At 60.4% G+C, this 17631-nt stretch carries 15 protein-coding genes; 8 read left to right on the top strand and 7 right to left on the bottom strand.

Annotated features, from left to right (window positions below):
• Nucleotides 1–218 precede the first annotated feature (218 nt).
• From AC3IUA_RS01240 to AC3IUA_RS01220, 5 genes are all read right to left on the bottom strand, one after another.
• Entirely contained in the window at nucleotides 219–1505 is a 1287-nt protein-coding gene (locus AC3IUA_RS01240; RefSeq protein WP_489358722.1) for an OprD family porin, read from the bottom strand.
• Between the two features lie 551 nt (nucleotides 1506–2056).
• A complete protein-coding gene (locus tag AC3IUA_RS01235) occupies nucleotides 2057–2269 on the bottom strand; it encodes a hypothetical protein (protein ID WP_489358721.1) in 213 nt (70 codons plus the stop codon).
• A 245-nt stretch (nucleotides 2270–2514) separates the two neighbouring features.
• Nucleotides 2515–3621 carry an agmatine deiminase gene (aguA, locus tag AC3IUA_RS01230; RefSeq protein ID WP_489358720.1) on the bottom strand — a complete coding sequence of 369 codons (1107 nt, stop codon included), beginning with the start codon at nucleotides 3619–3621 and terminating at the stop codon, nucleotides 2515–2517.
• Nucleotides 3622–3626: 5 nt separating this feature from the next.
• Nucleotides 3627–4505, bottom strand: a complete 879-nt coding sequence (gene aguB, locus AC3IUA_RS01225) for an N-carbamoylputrescine amidase (RefSeq protein ID WP_489358719.1) — start codon at nucleotides 4503–4505, stop codon at nucleotides 3627–3629.
• A 305-nt stretch (nucleotides 4506–4810) separates the two neighbouring features.
• Nucleotides 4811–7723, bottom strand: coding sequence for an aminotransferase (locus AC3IUA_RS01220; RefSeq protein WP_489358718.1), 2913 nt, complete (start codon nucleotides 7721–7723; stop codon nucleotides 4811–4813).
• A 324-nt stretch (nucleotides 7724–8047) separates the two neighbouring features.
• On the opposite strand from AC3IUA_RS01220, the gene rfbB reads away from it, so the two are divergent.
• From rfbB to AC3IUA_RS01185, 7 genes are read left to right on the top strand one after another with little or no spacing between them, the layout of a single operon-like run.
• Entirely contained in the window at nucleotides 8048–9130 is a 1083-nt protein-coding gene (rfbB, locus tag AC3IUA_RS01215; RefSeq protein WP_489362196.1) for a dTDP-glucose 4,6-dehydratase, read from the top strand.
• Nucleotides 9127–10002, top strand: coding sequence for a glucose-1-phosphate thymidylyltransferase RfbA (gene rfbA, locus AC3IUA_RS01210; protein WP_489358717.1), 876 nt, complete (start codon nucleotides 9127–9129; stop codon nucleotides 10000–10002). The genes rfbB and rfbA overlap by 4 nt, the downstream gene beginning before the upstream one ends.
• Nucleotides 9999–10544, top strand: coding sequence for a dTDP-4-dehydrorhamnose 3,5-epimerase (gene rfbC, locus AC3IUA_RS01205; RefSeq protein WP_489358716.1), 546 nt, complete (start codon nucleotides 9999–10001; stop codon nucleotides 10542–10544). The genes rfbA and rfbC overlap by 4 nt, the downstream gene beginning before the upstream one ends.
• A complete protein-coding gene (gene rfbD, locus AC3IUA_RS01200) occupies nucleotides 10541–11422 on the top strand; it encodes a dTDP-4-dehydrorhamnose reductase (protein ID WP_489358715.1) in 882 nt (293 codons plus the stop codon). The genes rfbC and rfbD overlap by 4 nt, the downstream gene beginning before the upstream one ends.
• A 36-nt stretch (nucleotides 11423–11458) precedes the next feature.
• A complete protein-coding gene (locus AC3IUA_RS01195) occupies nucleotides 11459–13267 on the top strand; it encodes a sensor histidine kinase (protein ID WP_489358714.1) in 1809 nt (602 codons plus the stop codon).
• Nucleotides 13264–14664 carry a sigma-54-dependent transcriptional regulator gene (locus tag AC3IUA_RS01190; protein WP_489358713.1) on the top strand — a complete coding sequence of 467 codons (1401 nt, stop codon included), beginning with the start codon at nucleotides 13264–13266 and terminating at the stop codon, nucleotides 14662–14664. Before AC3IUA_RS01195 ends, AC3IUA_RS01190 begins: the two co-directional genes overlap by 4 nt.
• A 47-nt stretch (nucleotides 14665–14711) precedes the next feature.
• A complete protein-coding gene (locus AC3IUA_RS01185; protein ID WP_489358712.1) occupies nucleotides 14712–15167 on the top strand; it encodes a thioesterase domain-containing protein in 456 nt (151 codons plus the stop codon).
• Nucleotides 15168–15457: 290 nt separating this feature from the next.
• On the opposite strand, the gene cysQ is transcribed toward AC3IUA_RS01185, so the two are convergent.
• Nucleotides 15458–16285 carry a 3'(2'),5'-bisphosphate nucleotidase CysQ gene (cysQ, locus tag AC3IUA_RS01180; RefSeq protein ID WP_489362194.1) on the bottom strand — a complete coding sequence of 276 codons (828 nt, stop codon included), beginning with the start codon at nucleotides 16283–16285 and terminating at the stop codon, nucleotides 15458–15460.
• Nucleotides 16286–16296: 11 nt separating this feature from the next.
• On the bottom strand, nucleotides 16297–16863 hold the full coding sequence (nudE, locus tag AC3IUA_RS01175) for an ADP compounds hydrolase NudE (RefSeq protein ID WP_489358711.1): 567 nt from the start codon (nucleotides 16861–16863) through the stop codon (nucleotides 16297–16299).
• An 88-nt stretch (nucleotides 16864–16951) separates the two neighbouring features.
• Here nudE and yrfG point away from each other — a divergent pair, with 88 nt between their 5' ends.
• Nucleotides 16952–17614 (top strand): GMP/IMP nucleotidase, encoded by a 663-nt coding sequence (gene yrfG / locus AC3IUA_RS01170; RefSeq protein WP_489358710.1) that lies wholly within the window; start codon nucleotides 16952–16954, stop codon nucleotides 17612–17614.
• The last annotated feature ends 17 nt before the right edge of the window (nucleotides 17615–17631 follow it).

Raw genomic sequence — 17631 nt, 5'->3', positions numbered from 1 at the left:
TTCAGTCAAATTCATCTTAGGTCATTGCCTTTAATTGCGCAAACCAATCATTTTGAATGATCGTTTCGATCATTCGCGCTGGAGAACCTGGCGTGGCAGGCTGCTGATGCCCCTCTTTGTCGCGGATTAGAGCCTTTGCGAACCTGACAAAAAGCCCCGAACCAGTCGGGGCTTGTTTTGTTCAGCCTGAAATCAGGCTGGGGTGACGCAACCGATCGTCAGAAAATGTTGATCGGGTAATCGACGAACACCCGCACTTCGTTGCCGCTGACGTTGTATTCGCTGGATTTCTGCGATACGCGCAGGATCGAGCTGCGCAGCTTCACGCTCAGGTCTTTGGCCGGGCCGCTCTGCACCACGTACTTGAACTGGTTGAAGATTTCCCGCTCGGTGCCGCCGGTGCTGGTGGAGGTGGTGATGTTGTCGCCACGCACGTAGGCCACGTTGTAGCTCAGGCCTGGAACGCCGAAGGTGCTGAAGTCGAGGCCGTAGCCCAGCTGCCAGGAGCGTTCGTCTTCGGCGTTGAAGTCGGACCAGTAGGAGTTGGCCAGGTAGATGGTGTTGCCACCGTCACCCACGCGATTTTGGTCTTTCTGGTAGCCGCCGTACGCGTAGCCTAGGTTGCTATCGCCGGTGCTGCGCTGGTGCGCGAGGGTAAACGAGTGCGGGCCGGTGGCGAAAATGGCTGCCAGGCTCCAGATCTTGTTGTCATCACCGGTCGCGCCGGTGGAACGGACGTAGGAGTCTTCCAGCTTGGTGCGGTAGCCGTTCAAGTCCAGGGTCAGCGATTGGTCGCTGGCCAGCGGGAACACGTAGTTGGCGTTGATGTACTGCTTCTTCAACACGTCTTCGACGTCGGAAGCGTACAACCCGGCCTTGAAGTTGTCGGTGAACTGGTAGCTACCACCCAGTACGTTGATGCTTTTCAGGCCACCGCTGTCACGGCCTTCAGCGCTCTTGCGCGATTCGGCGGTGAAGCGACCGGCGTTCAGCTCCAGGCCTTTGATCTCCTTGGAGGTGATCAGGGTGCCGGTGTAGCTTTCTGGCAGCAGACGCCCGTTGTCATAGCTCAGGACCGGCAAGGCAGGCATCTGATCGCCGTGGGTGAGCACGGTGCTGGAAACACGGAACTTGACCGCCGCGCCGGCCTTGGACAGGTCGTGGGCAGCACTGCCGCTGTCACCCTGCTTGAAGAAGTCGATCCCGCCGGCACCACTGCGACCCTTGCCGCCGTCCAGACGCAACGCGTACAGACCGAATGCATCGACACCGACGCCGACGGTGCCTTGGGTGAAGCCCGAGGAGAAGGTGCCGATGGCGGCCTGGCCCCATTCAGCTTTGTCCGGATTACCGTCCTTGAAGTCACGGTTCATGTAGGCGTTGCGCAGCAGCACTTTCAGGCTGCTGTCTTCAACAAAACCTTTGGAATCGGCTTGGTCATTAGCCATTGCCTGACTCGCGCTCAACATCCCCAATGCGATCAGGCTGATCCGTTTGTTCAACATATTGTTATTCCTTATTACCGGTTGATACGCCCCGCGACTGCAGGCTGAAGTGGCGCTTTCGACGCTCTTTTCTCAACCAAAAAAAAAAGGCCCGCCCACGACTGATCGCGGCGGGCCTTTTTATTATTTTGAAGTCGTGGCTGATGGCCACAGGCGTTGGATCGAATCCTATCCGCGCCTTCAAGGATATGTCAATTTCGTGAATCGTCTGAGAATAGGCGAAAATCGTCTAAGAACTCACTCGCCCGGATGGCTATCGACGAATTCCGTAGCATTAGAGGATTCAGTCTCACAACCATTCAGGCCACAAGCCAGGGTGCTCGACGAAGATTCGCCCGCAGTGCCTACCGTTTGGCCCAGCCAGGCAGCTTTGCAAACGCCCCGACAACTCAAGACCTCGCCCGGCCAGTTATTCGGCGGCCAGAATGGCGGCAATTTGGCGGCGCCGAATCGAAAACCGCCGAATGATCGCGCAGCAGTACGCCTGCCGCAATTTTTGACAAAAAAAAGCGCTGCCATCCGTGCAGCGCTTTTACCAATCCGTTGTTTTCTTATCCTTCCATTACATCCCACAACGCTTCCAGTTCCGCTTCGCTGAAAAAACCAGCGGGGTAGCGCTCGATCATCATCCGGCGCGGATCAGAGTCTCTGATCTGACGCTTTCCATTGGACTTCAACCAGTGCGCCAGAACCTGGAGCGATTCGCTATTCATCGCCAAGGGATGCGATGTCCGCTCGCTGACCGTGTTCACTTCGGCGTTCATTTCAGCGCTCTCTCCTGGTTTGTGAGCGGCTAACTTATCCAAGGTTTATGACAGAACATCGCAGTTCCACACGTCCTAGATTTACCCCCGGAGAGATACAAGAGCTGTGCCAATATTGCGTTTTGAAGGTCTGCACCCACAAAAAAGCCCGCAGTCCAGTCGGGCTGCGGGCTTGGTACGGGTAGAGCCATTGGATCCTGCAAGTGTTGTCGACTTTCAGCCGACAACGGCTGTTACAACTGCACTCAACCTTTGTGCGGCGCGGGCTGCTGTTGGGTAAGGCAATGGATATTGCCACCGCCCAGTAACAGTTCGCGGCCGGGAACCATCACCACTTCGTGCTGCGGGAACAGGCTCTGGAGAATTTCCCTGGCCCGGTTATCCAGCGGATCGTCGAAGCTCGGCGCGATGATACCGCCGTTGACGATCAGGAAGTTGACGTAAGAACCCGCCAACCGCACCGAAGGATTACGCTCCTGAGTACCGTCCACTGGATCAACGCCAGCACACTCTTCTTCGGTCGCATACAGCGGCCCCGGAATCGGCATTTTATGCACGGTAAAAGTGCGGCCTTTGGCATCGCGGCTGCTTTCCAGCACCTTCATTGCCGCCTGGCAGCGCGGGTAGTTCGGGTCTTGCGGGTCATCGGTCCAGGCCAGCAACACTTCACCCGGGCGCACGTAGCAGCAGAAGTTATCCACATGTCCGTCGGTTTCGTCGTTGAACAAGCCGTCCGGCAACCAGATGATCTTATCCACAGCCAGCTGCGCGCTGAGTAGCGCTTCGATCTCGGCACGATTCATGTGCGGGTTGCGATTGTGGTTGAGCAGGCACTCTTCAGTGGTGATCAACGTGCCTTCGCCGTCGACATGGATCGAACCGCCTTCGAGCACGAAGCCCTTGGTGCGGTAGCGCTGGCAACGTTCGATCTCCAGCACCTTGCCGGCGACCTGCTCGTCACGGTTCCACGGGGAATACAGACCGCCCTCGAAACCGCCCCAGGCGTTGAAGTCCCAATCGACACCCCGAACTTCGCCAGTGTTATTGATGACAAAGGTCGGGCCGGTATCCCGGACCCAGGCGTCGTCGCTGGACATCTCCACAAGGCGGATATTCGGCACGTCGAGACGCGCCCGGGCGTTCTCGTATTGCCCGGCGGAAACCGCGACGGTCACCGGCTCGAACCGGGCGATGGCCTTGGCTACCGCCACATGTGCGGCCTGCGCCGGCTTGCCGCCCAGACGCCAATTATCCGGACGTTCGGGCCAGATCATCCAGGCCTGCGTCTGGGTTGCCCATTCAGCCGGCATGTAAAAACCGTCGGCGCGAGGTGTGCTATGCAAAGTGGTCATGGCGATCAGGACTCCAGTGAACCGTCGAGGGTCTTGATCGCACCGTACAGGTTCGGCCGACGATCACGGAACGAACCCCAGGCACTGCGGGTGTGCTCCAGTTCGTCAAGGTCGAAGCTGTGGACCAATACGCCTTCTTCGGTTTCGTTGAGCTCCTGGACTTTCTCGCCGAACTGATTGGCGATGAACGACGAACCGTAGAAGGTAATGTCGTAGCCATCCTGCTCTTCATTGCCGATACGGTTGCTGGCGATCAACGGCATCAGGTTGGCGCCGGCATGGCCTTGCTGCACGCGCTGCCAGTGGTCGCGGGACGAGATGGTCTTGTCGTGCGGCTCGCTGCCGATGGCGGTTGGGTAAAGCAGGATTTGCGCGCCTTGCAACGCCATGCTGCGGGCGCATTCCGGGAACCACTGGTCCCAGCAGATGCCCACGCCGATTTTCGCGTAACGGGTGTTCCAGACTTTGAAGCCGGTATCGCCCGGGTTGAAGTAGTACTTTTCGTGGTAGCCAGGACCATCCGGGATGTGGCTTTTACGATAAACCCCGAGGTTGCTGCCATCTGCATCGATAATCGCGATGCTGTTGAAACGGGCGCGGCCAGCCAGTTCAAAGAAGCTGATCGGCAGCACCACTTGCAGTTCTTTGGCGACTTTCTGGAAGTGCTTGATGGCGACGTTGTCTTCAACCGTCGTGGCCAGTTGCAGGTAGTCCGGGTTCGGCTTCTGGCAGAAGTACGGGGCCTCGAACAGCTCCTGGATCAGGATGATCTGCGCGCCTTTGGCCGCGGCCTCACGGACCAGCTTCTCGGCGGTCTCGATGTTGGCTTCAAGGTCCCAGGAACAGGCCATCTGGGTAGCGGCGACGGTAACGATACGGCTCATGAATCATCTCCTGGGCGAGTACAGAGGGTCGATTTTGGCATCGACGGATGACAGAAATGGGAACCGCAAGGGCGTGGTTATCCACCGCCCTGAGGTATGGCGACTTTATAGCCGATAAAAATCGGCTTTAAAAGCATTTAAATCTCCACCCATCGAAATAATGTCAAATATTACCGATAACAATCGAGTTAATGTGTAGGAGCTGCCGCAGGCTGCGATCTTTGACGGTGGTTAATGCCCCGAAAATCCAGAGCAGGATCAAAAGATCGCAGCCTGCGGCAGCTCCTACCGGTTGTCATCCGCGTTTAGAGCCCCTCATCCAGCACCTTCGACAAGGTATCGACAAAGAAATCCACGCTTTGTCGGGTGGTGACCATCGGCGGCTTGATCTTGAGGATGTTCAGGTAGTCGCCAGTCGGCTGCATGAAAATCCCCAGTTCGCGCAAGCGATCGCACAGCGCGGTGGTTTCTTCGGTGGCCGGTTCCAGGGTTTCGCGGTTGCGGATCAACTCCACCCCCAGATAGAAGCCGGAACCATGCACCGCGCCGACCAGTGGATGGCGGTCGATCAGTGCCTCAAGTCGCTCCTTGAAATACCCACCAACGATTTGCGCGTTTTCACAGAGTTTCTCTTCCTCCATCACGTCCAGTACCGCCATGCCGATCCGGCAACTGACCGGGCTGCCGCCGGCTGACGAGAAGAAGTAACCCTCGGCTTCCAGCGCCTCGGCAATTTCCCGGCGAGTGATGACCGCGCCCAGCGGCTGACCGTTGCCCATGCCTTTGGCCATGGTGATGATGTCCGGCACCACGCCCTGCTCTTCAAAGCCCCAGAAGAACTTGCCCATCCGGCCATAACCGACCTGCACTTCGTCGGCGATGCACACACCGCCCTGGGCGCGGACCCGTGCATAGACCTGTTGCAGATAGCCCGGCGGCAGCGAAATACCGCCGGCATTGCCGTATACCGGTTCGCAGATAAAGCCGGCCAGCTGGCGATTCTGTTCAGCCAGCCTGGCCAGGTTGTGCTCGACGCTGCGCACGTAATCCGGCGCGCTGTCGAGGCCGCGGAACTCGCCGCGATAAGTGTTCGGCGCGGTCACCGGGTGCACCCAGTCCGGACGGGTGCTGAGGGCCTTCGGGTTATCGGCGATCGAGGTGGAAATCGCATCGGTGGCCACCGACCAGCCGTGATAAGCCTCGAGCACACTGAGCATGTCCCGACCGCCGCTGTAGGCCCAGGCCAGCCGGATCGCCAGGTCATTGGCCTCGGTGCCGCTGTTGACCAGGAACACCCGGTCCATGGAATCCGGCGCCAGTGCCAGCAAACGTTCGGAGAACTCGGCAATCGCCGCATAGTGGAAACGCGAGTTGGTGTTGAGCAGCGACCATTGGCGACTGGCTTCGGCGGCCATGCGCGGATGACCGTGACCGAGCACCGCGACATTATTGAGCATGTCCAGGTAGGAGCGCCCCTGCATGTCGATCAGGTGGTTGCGCCAGCCACGTTCGATGCGTGGCGGGTCGAGGTAATAGTGTTTCTGCGAGCGGGCGAAACTGGCGTCGCGGCGGGCCAACAGGGCTTGCGGGTCGAGCTCGGGTTCAGCGTCGCAGGCCAGTCCCAACAGCGCTGCCGGTGAAGGGCACAACGCCTGCCAGGCGGGAGCGCGGGAAGGGCTGCAGAACAGTGGCGGGCTGAACTCGAGACCGCGGCACAACTGCACTCGCAACAGACCACTGACCTCGCCCAGGACCTGGCCTTTGACCAGTGCGGCGCCCGAATGCAACGAAGGTTTGACGCCCCACAGACGCACGCGTAACTGCGCGCTGTCGAGCTGCAGGGCGCCATCGGCCGCGACCTGCACTACGCCCGCAAATGGCGCCTCGACCGCAGCGCCAAGGGGCACCTGCAACTGCACATGCAGCGGGTAAGTGTCCGGTTCAACGGGACTGTCCGGGCGGGTCCTGGACAAGCGGTATTGTCCATAACGGCTGGCCGCCAAACCATGAGTGGCGGCGGCTTCAATCAGCAAACGCTCATCAATCCCCTCCTGCTCCCAGTTGCCGGCCTCGAAATGCGGGCTGAGCACGCCCAGGTCAATCAAGGCGAACTCACGACCCACCAGGCTCGGCAGCAACGGCGCGAAGCCTTCACTGGCAATCGGCGGCAACGAATGCCCCACTGCCGTGAGAATCGCCGCTTCCATCAAGTCAAAAGACACTGAGGTGGCGACGCGAAAGATCTCCCATTCATGGGTGAGATTGTCGCGGCTGTATTGATTCTCTGGATCGATGCTGACCTGTTGCTCGCCACTGAGCACCAACACCGCCGCGCGCGCGACGATCAGCGGCCAGAGCGCCAGCAGCTCCTGGTGTTGCAACGGATTGACCGCGTGGTAGGCGCGGATCGCCGGCAGAATGCCGAACGGATCACCCTCGGCATGATGCAGCAAGGCCGCGCAGGTTACCGACAGATCGGTAATGCGCCAGGTGCGAATCAGGTCGCCGAAATCGATAACCCCCTGCTGCTGCCATTGACGCCGTGAATCGCGCAGCCAGACCACGTTGTCATCGGTGATGTCCATATGGATCGCCTGCACCGGCAGGTCCGCCACCAGCGGTTGCAAACGACGTTCAGCATCAAACGCGGCGGCGGCGATCAACCCGCGCTGACGATCATCAGTGATCACCGGCAACAGGTGATTGATCAATCCATTGGCGTGCCGCGCATCCCATTGCAGCGCGCGTTCCAGCCCCGGGTGCCGGAACTCGGCCAAGGCCAGATCCATCTCGCCGCAGAGTCGCCCCAGACCACACACCAGTTCATGGCCCAGATGCTTGAGATGAGTCAGCGACTGGCCTTCGATGTAATCGAGCAAACGTACGTGCAGCAGTTGCCCGGCCAGTTCCAGAGTGAGCAGGTCCTGACCGTTGATCGCCGGGATCACCCGAGGCACCTGCAGCTCGGGATGCGCACTCAGATGCTTGAGGGCCGCGTGCTGGGCTTCAAGCTCGATGCCCGCGTAGTCGCCGCGACAGATTTTCAGGACGAAGCGGCCCTGGTCACTGTCGAGCCGGTAGTTGAGATCCTGCTGACTGCCCAGCGACTGCAGCGTCCCGCTCAGGCCGTAATGCACCTGCAGCAGCTCCAGCGCTTGCTGCTCAGTGACCTGTGGGCTCGGCAGACTGGCGCGATGAATCAACGTGGCGAGCGACATACAACGGACCTCTGGATTTTATTATCAGCCGCCTATATCGCCACTGCGACCGCCGATACGCAACCCCCCTGATGCAGGTCAGTTATCGGCGGCTGATAAATGTTTAATCCCGTCAGTCAATCAAGGATTTTTCCTACACAATGCGCAGAGCGGCAGGAATGTTCAGTTTTTGCCGATGCTAATAAGCTGAACTATGGGCGCTTGCCCGCGAAAACGTCATTCCGGACAATCCTGACCCGACCAACGCCCTATTGAATCCCCCTCGTCTGCCGACACGCTATGATCGACTGGCTCTACGCCCGTCTTGAGGAGAAGACTTCCGACATGCGCATTCTCATTACCGGCGGCGCCGGCTTTATTGGTTCGGCCTTGATCCGCCATCTGATTCAGCACACCGAACACGAAGTGCTCAACCTGGACAAGCTGACCTACGCCGGCAATCTGGAGTCGCTGACCAGCATCGCAACCGACACCCGCTATGAGTTTGTGCAGGCCGACATCGTCGATCAGGCTGCCGTCAGCGCGGTGCTGGCACGGTTCGAACCGCAAGCCATCATGCATTTGGCGGCCGAGTCCCATGTCGACCGCTCCATCGACGGCCCGGCGGATTTCATCCAGACCAATATCGTCGGCACCTACAGCCTGCTGGAGGCCGCTCGCGCCTACTGGCAGACCTTGGCCGAACCCGAGAAAAGCGCCTTCCGGTTCCACCATATCTCCACCGACGAGGTCTACGGCGACCTGCATGGCGTCGATGAGTTGTTCACCGAGACCACGCCATACGCCCCAAGCTCTCCGTATTCGGCCAGCAAAGCCGCGTCCGACCACCTGGTGCGTGCCTGGCAGCGCACCTACGGTTTACCGGTGCTGTTGAGCAACTGTTCGAACAATTACGGGCCGTTCCATTTCCCCGAGAAGCTGATTCCGCTGGTGATCCTCAACGCGCTGGCCGGCAAGCCGCTGCCGGTATACGGCGACGGCCTGCAGGTACGCGACTGGCTGTTCGTCGACGATCACGCCCGGGCACTGCTCAAGGTGCTGACCAAAGGGGTGGTCGGCGAGACCTACAACATCGGCGGCCATAACGAGCAACGGAACATCGACGTGGTGCGGAGCATTTGCAGCCTGTTGCAAGAGCTGGCGCCGCAGCTGCCTGGCGGTGTCGGGCAATATTCCGAGCTGATCACCTTCGTCAGGGACCGTCCGGGCCACGACCTGCGTTACGCTATCGATGCCAGCAAAATCGAGCGCGAGCTCGGCTGGGTTCCCGAAGAAACCTTCGAAAGCGGGTTGCGCAAAACTGTGCAGTGGTACCTGAATAATCTCGACTGGTGCCGCCGTGTTCAGGACGGTAGCTATCAAGGCCAACGACTGGGCAACAGTGATTTCAAGGATCTGATCGCATGATGAAAGGCATTGTTCTGGCGGGCGGCACAGGTACACGCCTGCACCCGATTACCCTGGGTGTGTCGAAACAACTGCTGCCGGTTTACGACAAACCGATGATCTATTATCCGATCTCGGTACTGATGCTGGCCGGCATCAGGGACATCCTGCTGATTTCCACCCCTCAGGACCTGCCGCAATACCGCAACCTGCTGGGTGACGGCAGTCAGTTCGGAGTGCGCTTCACCTATGCCGAACAGCCGTCCCCGGACGGGCTGGCCCAGGCATTTCTGATAGGTGAATCGTTTATCGGTGACGACTCGGTATGCTTGATTCTCGGGGATAACATCTTCCACGGGCAGCACTTCACCGAGAAACTGCTACGCGCCGCCGAACAGCCCGCGGGGGCGACGATATTCGGCTACTGGGTCAAAGACCCTCAGCGTTTTGGGGTGATCGATTTCGACAGCCAGGGCCATGCAATATCGATCGAGGAAAAACCTCAACACCCGAAATCGAGTTATGCCGTCACAGGCTTGTATTTTTATGACAATTCGGTGGTAAACATCGCCAAAGCCGTCAAACCTTCAGCCCGTGGCGAACTGGAAATCACTGACGTCAACAATGCTTACCTGCAACGTGGCGACTTGCGCGTCGAGCGCTTCGGTCGAGGCTTTGCCTGGCTCGACACTGGCACCCACGACAGCCTGCTGGAAGCCTCACAATACGTGCAGACCATCGAGCATCGACAGGGCCTGAAAGTCGCCTGCCTCGAAGAGATCGCCTACAACCAAGGCTGGATCGACCACGAACATCTGCTCAAGCACGCCCATTATTTTGGTAAAACCGGATACGGCCAATACCTGTTCACCCTCGCCGGGGAAAACCAATGAAAATAGTCACCACCGACCTGCCCGGTGTTCTGATCATCGAACCCAAGGTATGGGGTGACGAGCGCGGCTTCTTCTACGAAAGCTTCAATGCCAGGGCTTTCGAGGAGGCGACCGGCCTGACTACCCAATTTGTTCAGGACAATCATTCCCGCTCGCAAAAAGGTGTGCTGCGCGGGTTGCACTACCAGCTGGAAAACACTCAGGGAAAGCTGGTGCGGGTTACCGCCGGTGAAATACTCGACGTCGCGGTGGACATCCGCCGCAGCTCGCCCGATTTCGGTCGCTCGGTTGCAGTGCATTTGTCAGCCGAAAACCATCGTCAACTCTGGGTCCCGGAAGGTTTTGCCCACGGTTTCCTGGTGCTGAGCGACTTCGCCGAATGCCTCTACAAAACCACCGATTACTACACCCCATCGGCCGAGCGCTGTATTCGCTGGGACGATCCGACCCTGGCTATCGACTGGCAGCTCGCTGAAGCGCCACGCCTCTCGGCCAAGGACCAGGCTGGCAAGCTGCTGCAAGAGGCTGATGTGTTCCCATGAGCCCCCCTCTGAAGATCCTCATCAGTGGCCAGCACGGGCAGGTTTCCCGCGAGCTGCAACTGCGCCTCAAGGACCTCGGCGAGCTGATCGTGCCGGGACGCGACCGGCTCGACCTGACCAAGCCCGAGCAGATCCGCCAGCAGCTGCGCAGCTTGCGCCCGGATCTGGTCATCAATGCCGCCGCACATACGGCGGTCGATCAGGCCGAAAGCGAACCTGATCTGGCGTTCGCGATCAATGCCACGGCGCCGGGGCTCTTCGCCGAGCAAGCCTTTGAGCTGGGCATCCCGCTGATTCACTACTCCACCGACTACGTGTTCGACGGCAACAAAACCACGCCATACACCGAGGATGATCAACCCAACCCGTTGAGCGTCTATGGCAAAAGCAAACTCGCCGGTGAGCAGGCAATCCGCACGGTCGGCGGTGAGCATTTGATTCTGCGCACCAGTTGGGTCTACTCGACCCATGGCCGTAACTTCCTGTTGACCATGCAACGTCTGCTGCAAGAAAAACCGCAGCTGCGGATCGTCGCGGACCAGATCGGCGCCCCCACTTGGGCCGGGACCATCGCCAACAGCACTCGCCTGCTGATCGAGCGCTGGCAAACAGGCCAGGTCGGGGCCTGGGGCACCTACCACCTGACCGCCCGGGGCGAAACTTCCTGGTTCGGTTTTGCCCAGGCGATCAGTGAGCAACTGCAAGTCTTGGGCAAGCCATGCGCGACCCTCGAGCCGATTCCGTCCAGCGCCTACCCGACGCCAGCCAGCCGACCGTTGAACTCGCGTCTGGATTGCAGCCGATTGCAACAACAATGGGGCATCACCCAACCGGACTGGCGCAGTGCTTTACACGAGTGTCTTGCGCAGCAAGGCTAGGCATAATGCGTCTGTACCCACAGGCGCTCGACACCCATGACTCCCACCCTTCCCCGCAGACCCCGATGGCGTAGCCTGGCACTGCTCGCGCTATGCCTGGCGCCGTTGCTGTGGCCGCTGGAGCACCTGGCCGAGCGTTATTACCGCAGCGAGCTGGCGGGGCAGAACCGGCAGACTCTCGACCTCTACGTCGCCAACCTGCTGGGCACGCTGCATCGTTACGAAGTGCTGCCGCAAATTCTCGGTGACCTGCCAGCCTTGCGTGCCACCCTCGCCGCACCGGAACAGGGTGTAAGCCAGGACAACGCCAACCGTTTGCTCAAGGACATCTGCGCCCAGACCGGCGCCGAGGTCATGTACCTGATGGACTCCACCGGCAAGACCCTGGCGGCGTCCAACTGGGACAAAAAAGACAGCTTTGTCGGACGCAACTTCTCCTTCCGGCCGTATTTCATTGAGGCCATGGCCGGGCGCCTGGGGCGTTTCTTCGGCCTGGGCACCACCTCGGCCAAGCGCGGTTACTTCTTTGCCGCCCCGGTACGCGACGGCGAGCGGATCATTGGCGTGCTGGTGGTCAAGGTCGACCTTGATCATACCGAAAGCCTCTGGGGCAAAACCCCCGAACAACTGCTGGTGACCGATCACAATGACGTGGTGATCCTTACCTCGAGACCGGAATGGCGCTTTCGCGCGACCCGTCCGCTGACCGACCAGGAGCGTGGGGCGATTGCCGCGGTCCAGCCCTACCCGACCCTCAACCCACAACCGCTGAACTTCAGTCCCAATGCCTGGCTGACCCAGACCCGGCAAATCGAGGAAACCGGCTGGAGTGTCAGCATCCTCGCCCCGCGCACCCTGATCGACCGCCCGGTCCGCACCGTGGTCGCGGTAGGTGGTGCAACGCTGTTGGTGCTGATGCTGTTGCTCGGTCTGATGATGCAGCGCCGCCGCCACTACCTGGACCGCATTGCCTTCGAAGCCAAGGGCCGCCGCGAGCTGGAAATGCGCGTCGCCGAACGTACCAGCGACCTCGAAGGTCTCAACCGTCGCCTCAAGCAGGAAGTGCTGGAGCGCGAGCATGCCCAGCAAGAGCTGGTCCGCGCTCAGGATGATCTGGTGCAGGCCGGCAAACTGTCGGCGCTGGGCACCATGTCGGCGAGCATCAGCCATGAACTCAATCAACCGCTGGCAGCGATTCGCAGCTACGCGGAAAACGCCGAAGTGCTGCTCGATCACCAACGCACAGAGGACGCTCGCGGCAACCTGAAACTGATCAGCGAGCTGACCGGACGCATGGCCTCGATCATCGCGCATCTGCGGGCCTTCGCCCGCCGCGACCGCCACGCGCCGGAAAGCGTTGCCCTGCAACCGGCGCTGGATGATGCACTGGCCTTGCTGGCCAAACGCAGGCGCGCCATGGAAGTCGAACTGATCCGCGACCTGCCGGCCGCCACGCTGTGGGTCGAGGCCGGCGAAACCCGCCTGCGCCAGGTGCTCGGCAACCTGCTGGCCAATGCCCTCGACGCACTGACCGAAAAAGGTCCGCCGCGCAAACTCTGGCTGAGTGCCGAAGCCACCGCCAATGGCGTGAACCTGTACATTCGCGACAACGGACCAGGCTTTTGCATGGAGGCCCTTGGCCGCGCCAGTGAACCTTTCTACACCACCAAGACCCGCACCCAAGGGCTCGGGCTGGGCTTGGCGATTTGCGACACCCTGATGCGTAACTTCGGCGGTGAACTGTCGTTTGCCAACCATCGCGAAGGTGGCGCCCTGCTAACCCTGCGACTGCGCGCCGGTGCGCCAGGAGTCAATTTGCAACCATCCGAGGACCGCAGTGCATGAGCAATGCTATCGACAGCCGCATCCAGGTGGTGTTGATCGACGACGATCCCCATTTGCGCCAGGCCCTGAGCCAGACCCTCGACCTCGCCGGGCTGAAAATCCTCCCGCTGGCTGAAGCCAAGGGCCTGGCCGGGCGTCTTGGACGCGACTGGCCGGGGGTGGTGGTCAGTGACATCCGCATGCCCGGCATGGACGGCATTGAGTTGCTGAACGAACTGCACGCACAAGACCCGGACCTGCCGGTGCTGCTGATCACCGGTCATGGCGACGTACCACTGGCGGTGCAGGCCATGCGTGCCGGGGCCTATGACTTCCTGGAAAAACCCTTCGCCAGCGACGCCCTGCTCGATAGCGTGCGCCGCGCCCTGGCCTTGCGCCAACTGGTGCTGGACAACCGCAGCCTGCGCCTGGCCCTCAGCGACCGGCATGAACTCAGTGCGCGGCTGGTGGGCCACTCCGCGCCAATGCTGCGCCTGCGCGAACAGATCGGTGCACTGGCCGCGACCAAAGCCGACGTGCTGATCCTCGGCGAGACCGGCGCCGGCAAGGAAGTGGTGGCCCGCGCGCTGCACGACCTGTCGAGCCGTCGCAACGGTCCGTTTGTCGCGATCAACGCCGGGGCCTTGGCCGAATCAGTGGTCGAGAGCGAATTATTCGGCCACGAACCAGGGGCGTTCACCGGTGCGCAAAAGCGTCGCATCGGCAAATTCGAATTCGCCAACGGCGGCACGCTGTTCCTCGATGAAATCGAAAGCATGAGTCTGGATGTGCAGGTCAAAATGCTGCGTTTGCTGCAAGAGCGGGTGGTCGAGCGCCTGGGTGGCAACCAATTGATCCCGCTGGATATCCGGATCATCGCCGCGACCAAGGAAGACCTGCGCCAGGCGGCGGACCAGGGGCGTTTCCGCGCCGACTTGTATTATCGGCTGAACGTCGCGCCGCTGCGTATTCCGCCGCTTCGCGAGCGCGGCGAAGACGCGCTGGTGCTGTTCCAGTACTTCGCCGACGAGGCCAGCGCCCGCCACGGTCTGCCGCCCCACGAACTGCAACCGGGGCAACGAGCCTTGCTGCTCCGCCATAGCTGGCCGGGCAATGTACGCGAACTGCAGAACGCCGCTGAACGTTTCGCCCTCGGTCTCGAACTGGCCCTGGATAACAGCGCCGCGGACAGCAGCGGCGCACCCATCACCGCCAACCTCAGCGGTGGTCTGAGCGAGCAAGTGGAAAACTTCGAGAAATCCTTGATCGCCGCCGAACTGGCCCGCTCCCACAGCTCGCTGCGCAGCCTCGCCGAAGCACTGGGCATTCCACGCAAGACCCTGCACGACAAACTGCGCAAACACGGTCTGAATTTCGCCGATAGCGCTGCCGGCAGCAACGCCGACGAACTCGATTGAGCCACCGATCAATCTTCACACCAGCATTCTGAAAAAGAGGCCCGTGCATGAACCCCGACAGTCGTTACCTGGAATCGCTCCTCCATCACGACATCCCCCTCACGCGGGACATGGGCCTCAAGGTGCTCGACTGGAAAGCCCGACAACTGCGCCTGCATCTGCCGCTGGAGGCCAACGTCAACCACAAAAGCACCATGTTCGGCGGCAGCCTGTACTGTGGCGCGGTATTGGCCGGCTGGGGCTGGCTGCTTTTGCGCCTGCGTGAAGAGGGCATCGAAGACGGGCACATCGTGATTCAGGAAGGCAAGATCAGCTATCCATTGCCCGTCACCACCGATGCCAGCGCAATTTGCGACGCGCCGAGTGACGCGGTGTGGAAAAAATTCCTGGCGATGTACCAGCGTTACGGACGGGCCCGGCTGACGCTGCATTCACGCATCGTCAATACCGGCAGTGATGAGGATGCCGTGGTCTTTACCGGGCAATATGTGTTGCACCGGTAGGAGCTGGCGCAGGCTGCGATCTTTTGATCCGGCATTGGCGGTGCCCCCGAAAAGATCGCAGCCTGGCGGCAGCTCCTACGCGCCGACCGGGTACACCCGCAATGGGCTGGGTGTACACAACCCCCTGTAGGAGCTGGCGCAGGCTGCGATCTTTTGATCCTGCCTTTGCGGCGCCCCCGAAAAGATCGCAGCCTGGCGGCAGCTCCTACGCGCCGACCGGGTACACCCGCGATGGGCTGGGTGTACACAAACCCCTGTAGGAGCTGCCGCAGGCTGCGATCTTTTGATCTTCAGCCCCTCGCCAACGCCAACAACTTCTCCCGCCATGCAGCTTTGGCCGGCAACGCCAGGAAGTACGAATTCAATAGCGATTCCCGCGCCGGATAACTGAACGGCGCACCGCTCAAATCCAGTACCTCACCACCCGCGCCTTCCAGCACGCCTTGCGCGGCAGCGGTGTCCCACTGCGAAGTCGGTGCCAGCCTTGGATAACAATCGGCAGCACCTTCTGCCAATAGGCAGAACTTCAGCGAGCTGCCGATATTTGCCAATTGCAGCTCACCCAGACTGTCACTCAGCCCCGCCAGTAACCGCTCCTGCTCGGGGCTTGAATGCCGACGGCTGGCGACCACGGTAAACGCTTCACCCGGGGGCGGAACGTCCCGTACATGAATAGGCATGGGCTCGGCGTCTTTGTCGGCGCGCCAGGCGCCCAGGCCAGCACCGCCGAAATAGCAGCGGCCATTGGTCGGCATCGACACCACGCCGAAGACCACCCGCCCCTGCTCGATCAAGGCGATGTTGACGGTGAATTCTTCACTGCCGGAAATGAATTCCTTGGTGCCATCCAGCGGGTCCACCAACCACCAGCGCTGCCAGCCGGCGCGCACGCTCAGCGGGATATCGGCATCTTCCTCCGAAAGCACCGGGATGCTCGGGTCCAGTGCCGTCAGGCCAGCGAGGATCAGATGATGAGCGGCCATGTCAGCCGCGGTCACCGGTGAGTCGTCAAGCTTGGCGGTGACCGCCACATTGGCACGCCAGAATGGCAGAATCGCTTCACCGGCCTGAAGGGCGAGTTCGATGACCGGAGCCAACAATGGGTGGGGCAAGCCCATGGAAGACTGGCTCATGGCTGAAACATCCCACGCTCGGTCAGCACATCCCGGGCCAGGTAAAGGGCCGCCAAGGCACGGCCTTCGGTGAATTGCGGATTCTGCGCCAAGGCAGACAATTCGCGCAGATTGACCCGATCCACACGCATTGGCTCAGGTTCGTCGCCCTCAAGGCGATCCTCATACAGTTCGGTCGCCAGCACCACCTGAATCTTCTGGCTCATATAGCCGGGCGACAACGACAGTTCCGTCAAATGTTCAAGCTGGCGAGCACCAAAACCGGCCTCTTCCTTAAGCTCGCGCTCGGCTGCCGCCAACACATCTTCGCCAGGCTCGATCAGCCCCTTGGGCAAAGACAATTCGTATTCATTGGTGCCGCCGCAATACTCTTCAATCAATACCGCATGATCGTCATCGATCATCGCCACGATCATCACCGCGCCATAACCGACACCTTTGCTGACCAATCGCTCATAGGTGCGTTCGACGCCATTGGAGAAGCGCAACTGCAGCTCTTCGACGCAGAACAAACGGGTGGTGGCGACTATCTCGCGGGCAATTATGATGGGTTTCTGGCGCATGGCGGCTCCTTGAGGTGAACGCGGTACTATACCCCGGCTTACCCGATTGTTTGTGTCGGATATCTTTCTACCGTTCGAGAAGTTTTCCATGCCCTCATTGCCCTGGCGCGACATCGATACCGTTCTTCTGGATATGGACGGCACGCTGCTGGACCTGCACTACGATAACCATTTCTGGCTGGAGCACCTGCCTCAGCGCTACGCCGAGTTGCATGGGGTCAGCCGGGCCATGGCGGAGCTGGAATTGCAGCCGTTGTTCGAGCGCAATGCCGGTCAGTTGCAGTGGTATTGCCTGGATTTCTGGAGCGCCGAGCTGAAACTGTCAGTGCGCGAACTCAAGCTGGAAACCGCCCATCTGATTGCCCTGCGGCCCGACGCCGACACCTTTCTGGCGGCGATCAAACAGGCCGGCAAGCGGGTCGTGCTGATCACCAATGCGCACCGCGATTCGCTGTCCTTGAAGCTGGAAAAAGTTGAGCTGGCGCCGTATTTCGAGCGGTTGATCAGCTCCCACGATTACGGCTTCGCCAAGGAAAATCCACAGTTCTGGGATGCCCTGCAAGCCGACATCGGTTTTGATCCGGCCCGCAGCCTGTTTATCGACGACACTTTGCCGATCCTGCGCAGCGCCCGCGACTTCGGCGTCGGGCATCTATTGGCCGTCAGCCAACCGGACAGCCGTAAAGAGCCCAAGGACACCGCGGAGTTTGCAGCGGTGAGGGATTATCGGGAGTTGATCGAAGGGCTCTAATCTTGTAGGAGCTGGCG

Source organism: Pseudomonas sp. KH_050 (assembly GCF_057838875.1).
The sequence above is the reverse complement of the archived record's forward strand: the minus strand, read 5'-3'. Positions and strand labels throughout refer to the sequence as shown.

Coding starts and splice junctions, on each gene's coding strand:
- AC3IUA_RS01185 (WP_489358712.1), top strand. CDS start 14,712: ATGAACCCCGACAGTCGTTACCTGGAATCGCTCCTCCATCACGACATC.
- rfbB (WP_489362196.1), top strand. CDS start 8,048: ATGCGCATTCTCATTACCGGCGGCGCCGGCTTTATTGGTTCGGCCTTG.
- rfbD (WP_489358715.1), top strand. CDS start 10,541: ATGAGCCCCCCTCTGAAGATCCTCATCAGTGGCCAGCACGGGCAGGTT.
- AC3IUA_RS01195 (WP_489358714.1), top strand. CDS start 11,459: ATGACTCCCACCCTTCCCCGCAGACCCCGATGGCGTAGCCTGGCACTG.
- aguA (WP_489358720.1), bottom strand. CDS start 3,621: ATGACCACTTTGCATAGCACACCTCGCGCCGACGGTTTTTACATGCCG.
- rfbC (WP_489358716.1), top strand. CDS start 9,999: ATGAAAATAGTCACCACCGACCTGCCCGGTGTTCTGATCATCGAACCC.
- AC3IUA_RS01190 (WP_489358713.1), top strand. CDS start 13,264: ATGAGCAATGCTATCGACAGCCGCATCCAGGTGGTGTTGATCGACGAC.
- AC3IUA_RS01220 (WP_489358718.1), bottom strand. CDS start 7,723: ATGTCGCTCGCCACGTTGATTCATCGCGCCAGTCTGCCGAGCCCACAG.
- cysQ (WP_489362194.1), bottom strand. CDS start 16,285: ATGGGCTTGCCCCACCCATTGTTGGCTCCGGTCATCGAACTCGCCCTT.
- AC3IUA_RS01240 (WP_489358722.1), bottom strand. CDS start 1,505: ATGTTGAACAAACGGATCAGCCTGATCGCATTGGGGATGTTGAGCGCG.
- yrfG (WP_489358710.1), top strand. CDS start 16,952: ATGCCCTCATTGCCCTGGCGCGACATCGATACCGTTCTTCTGGATATG.
- AC3IUA_RS01235 (WP_489358721.1), bottom strand. CDS start 2,269: ATGAACGCCGAAGTGAACACGGTCAGCGAGCGGACATCGCATCCCTTG.
- rfbA (WP_489358717.1), top strand. CDS start 9,127: ATGATGAAAGGCATTGTTCTGGCGGGCGGCACAGGTACACGCCTGCAC.
- nudE (WP_489358711.1), bottom strand. CDS start 16,863: ATGCGCCAGAAACCCATCATAATTGCCCGCGAGATAGTCGCCACCACC.
- aguB (WP_489358719.1), bottom strand. CDS start 4,505: ATGAGCCGTATCGTTACCGTCGCCGCTACCCAGATGGCCTGTTCCTGG.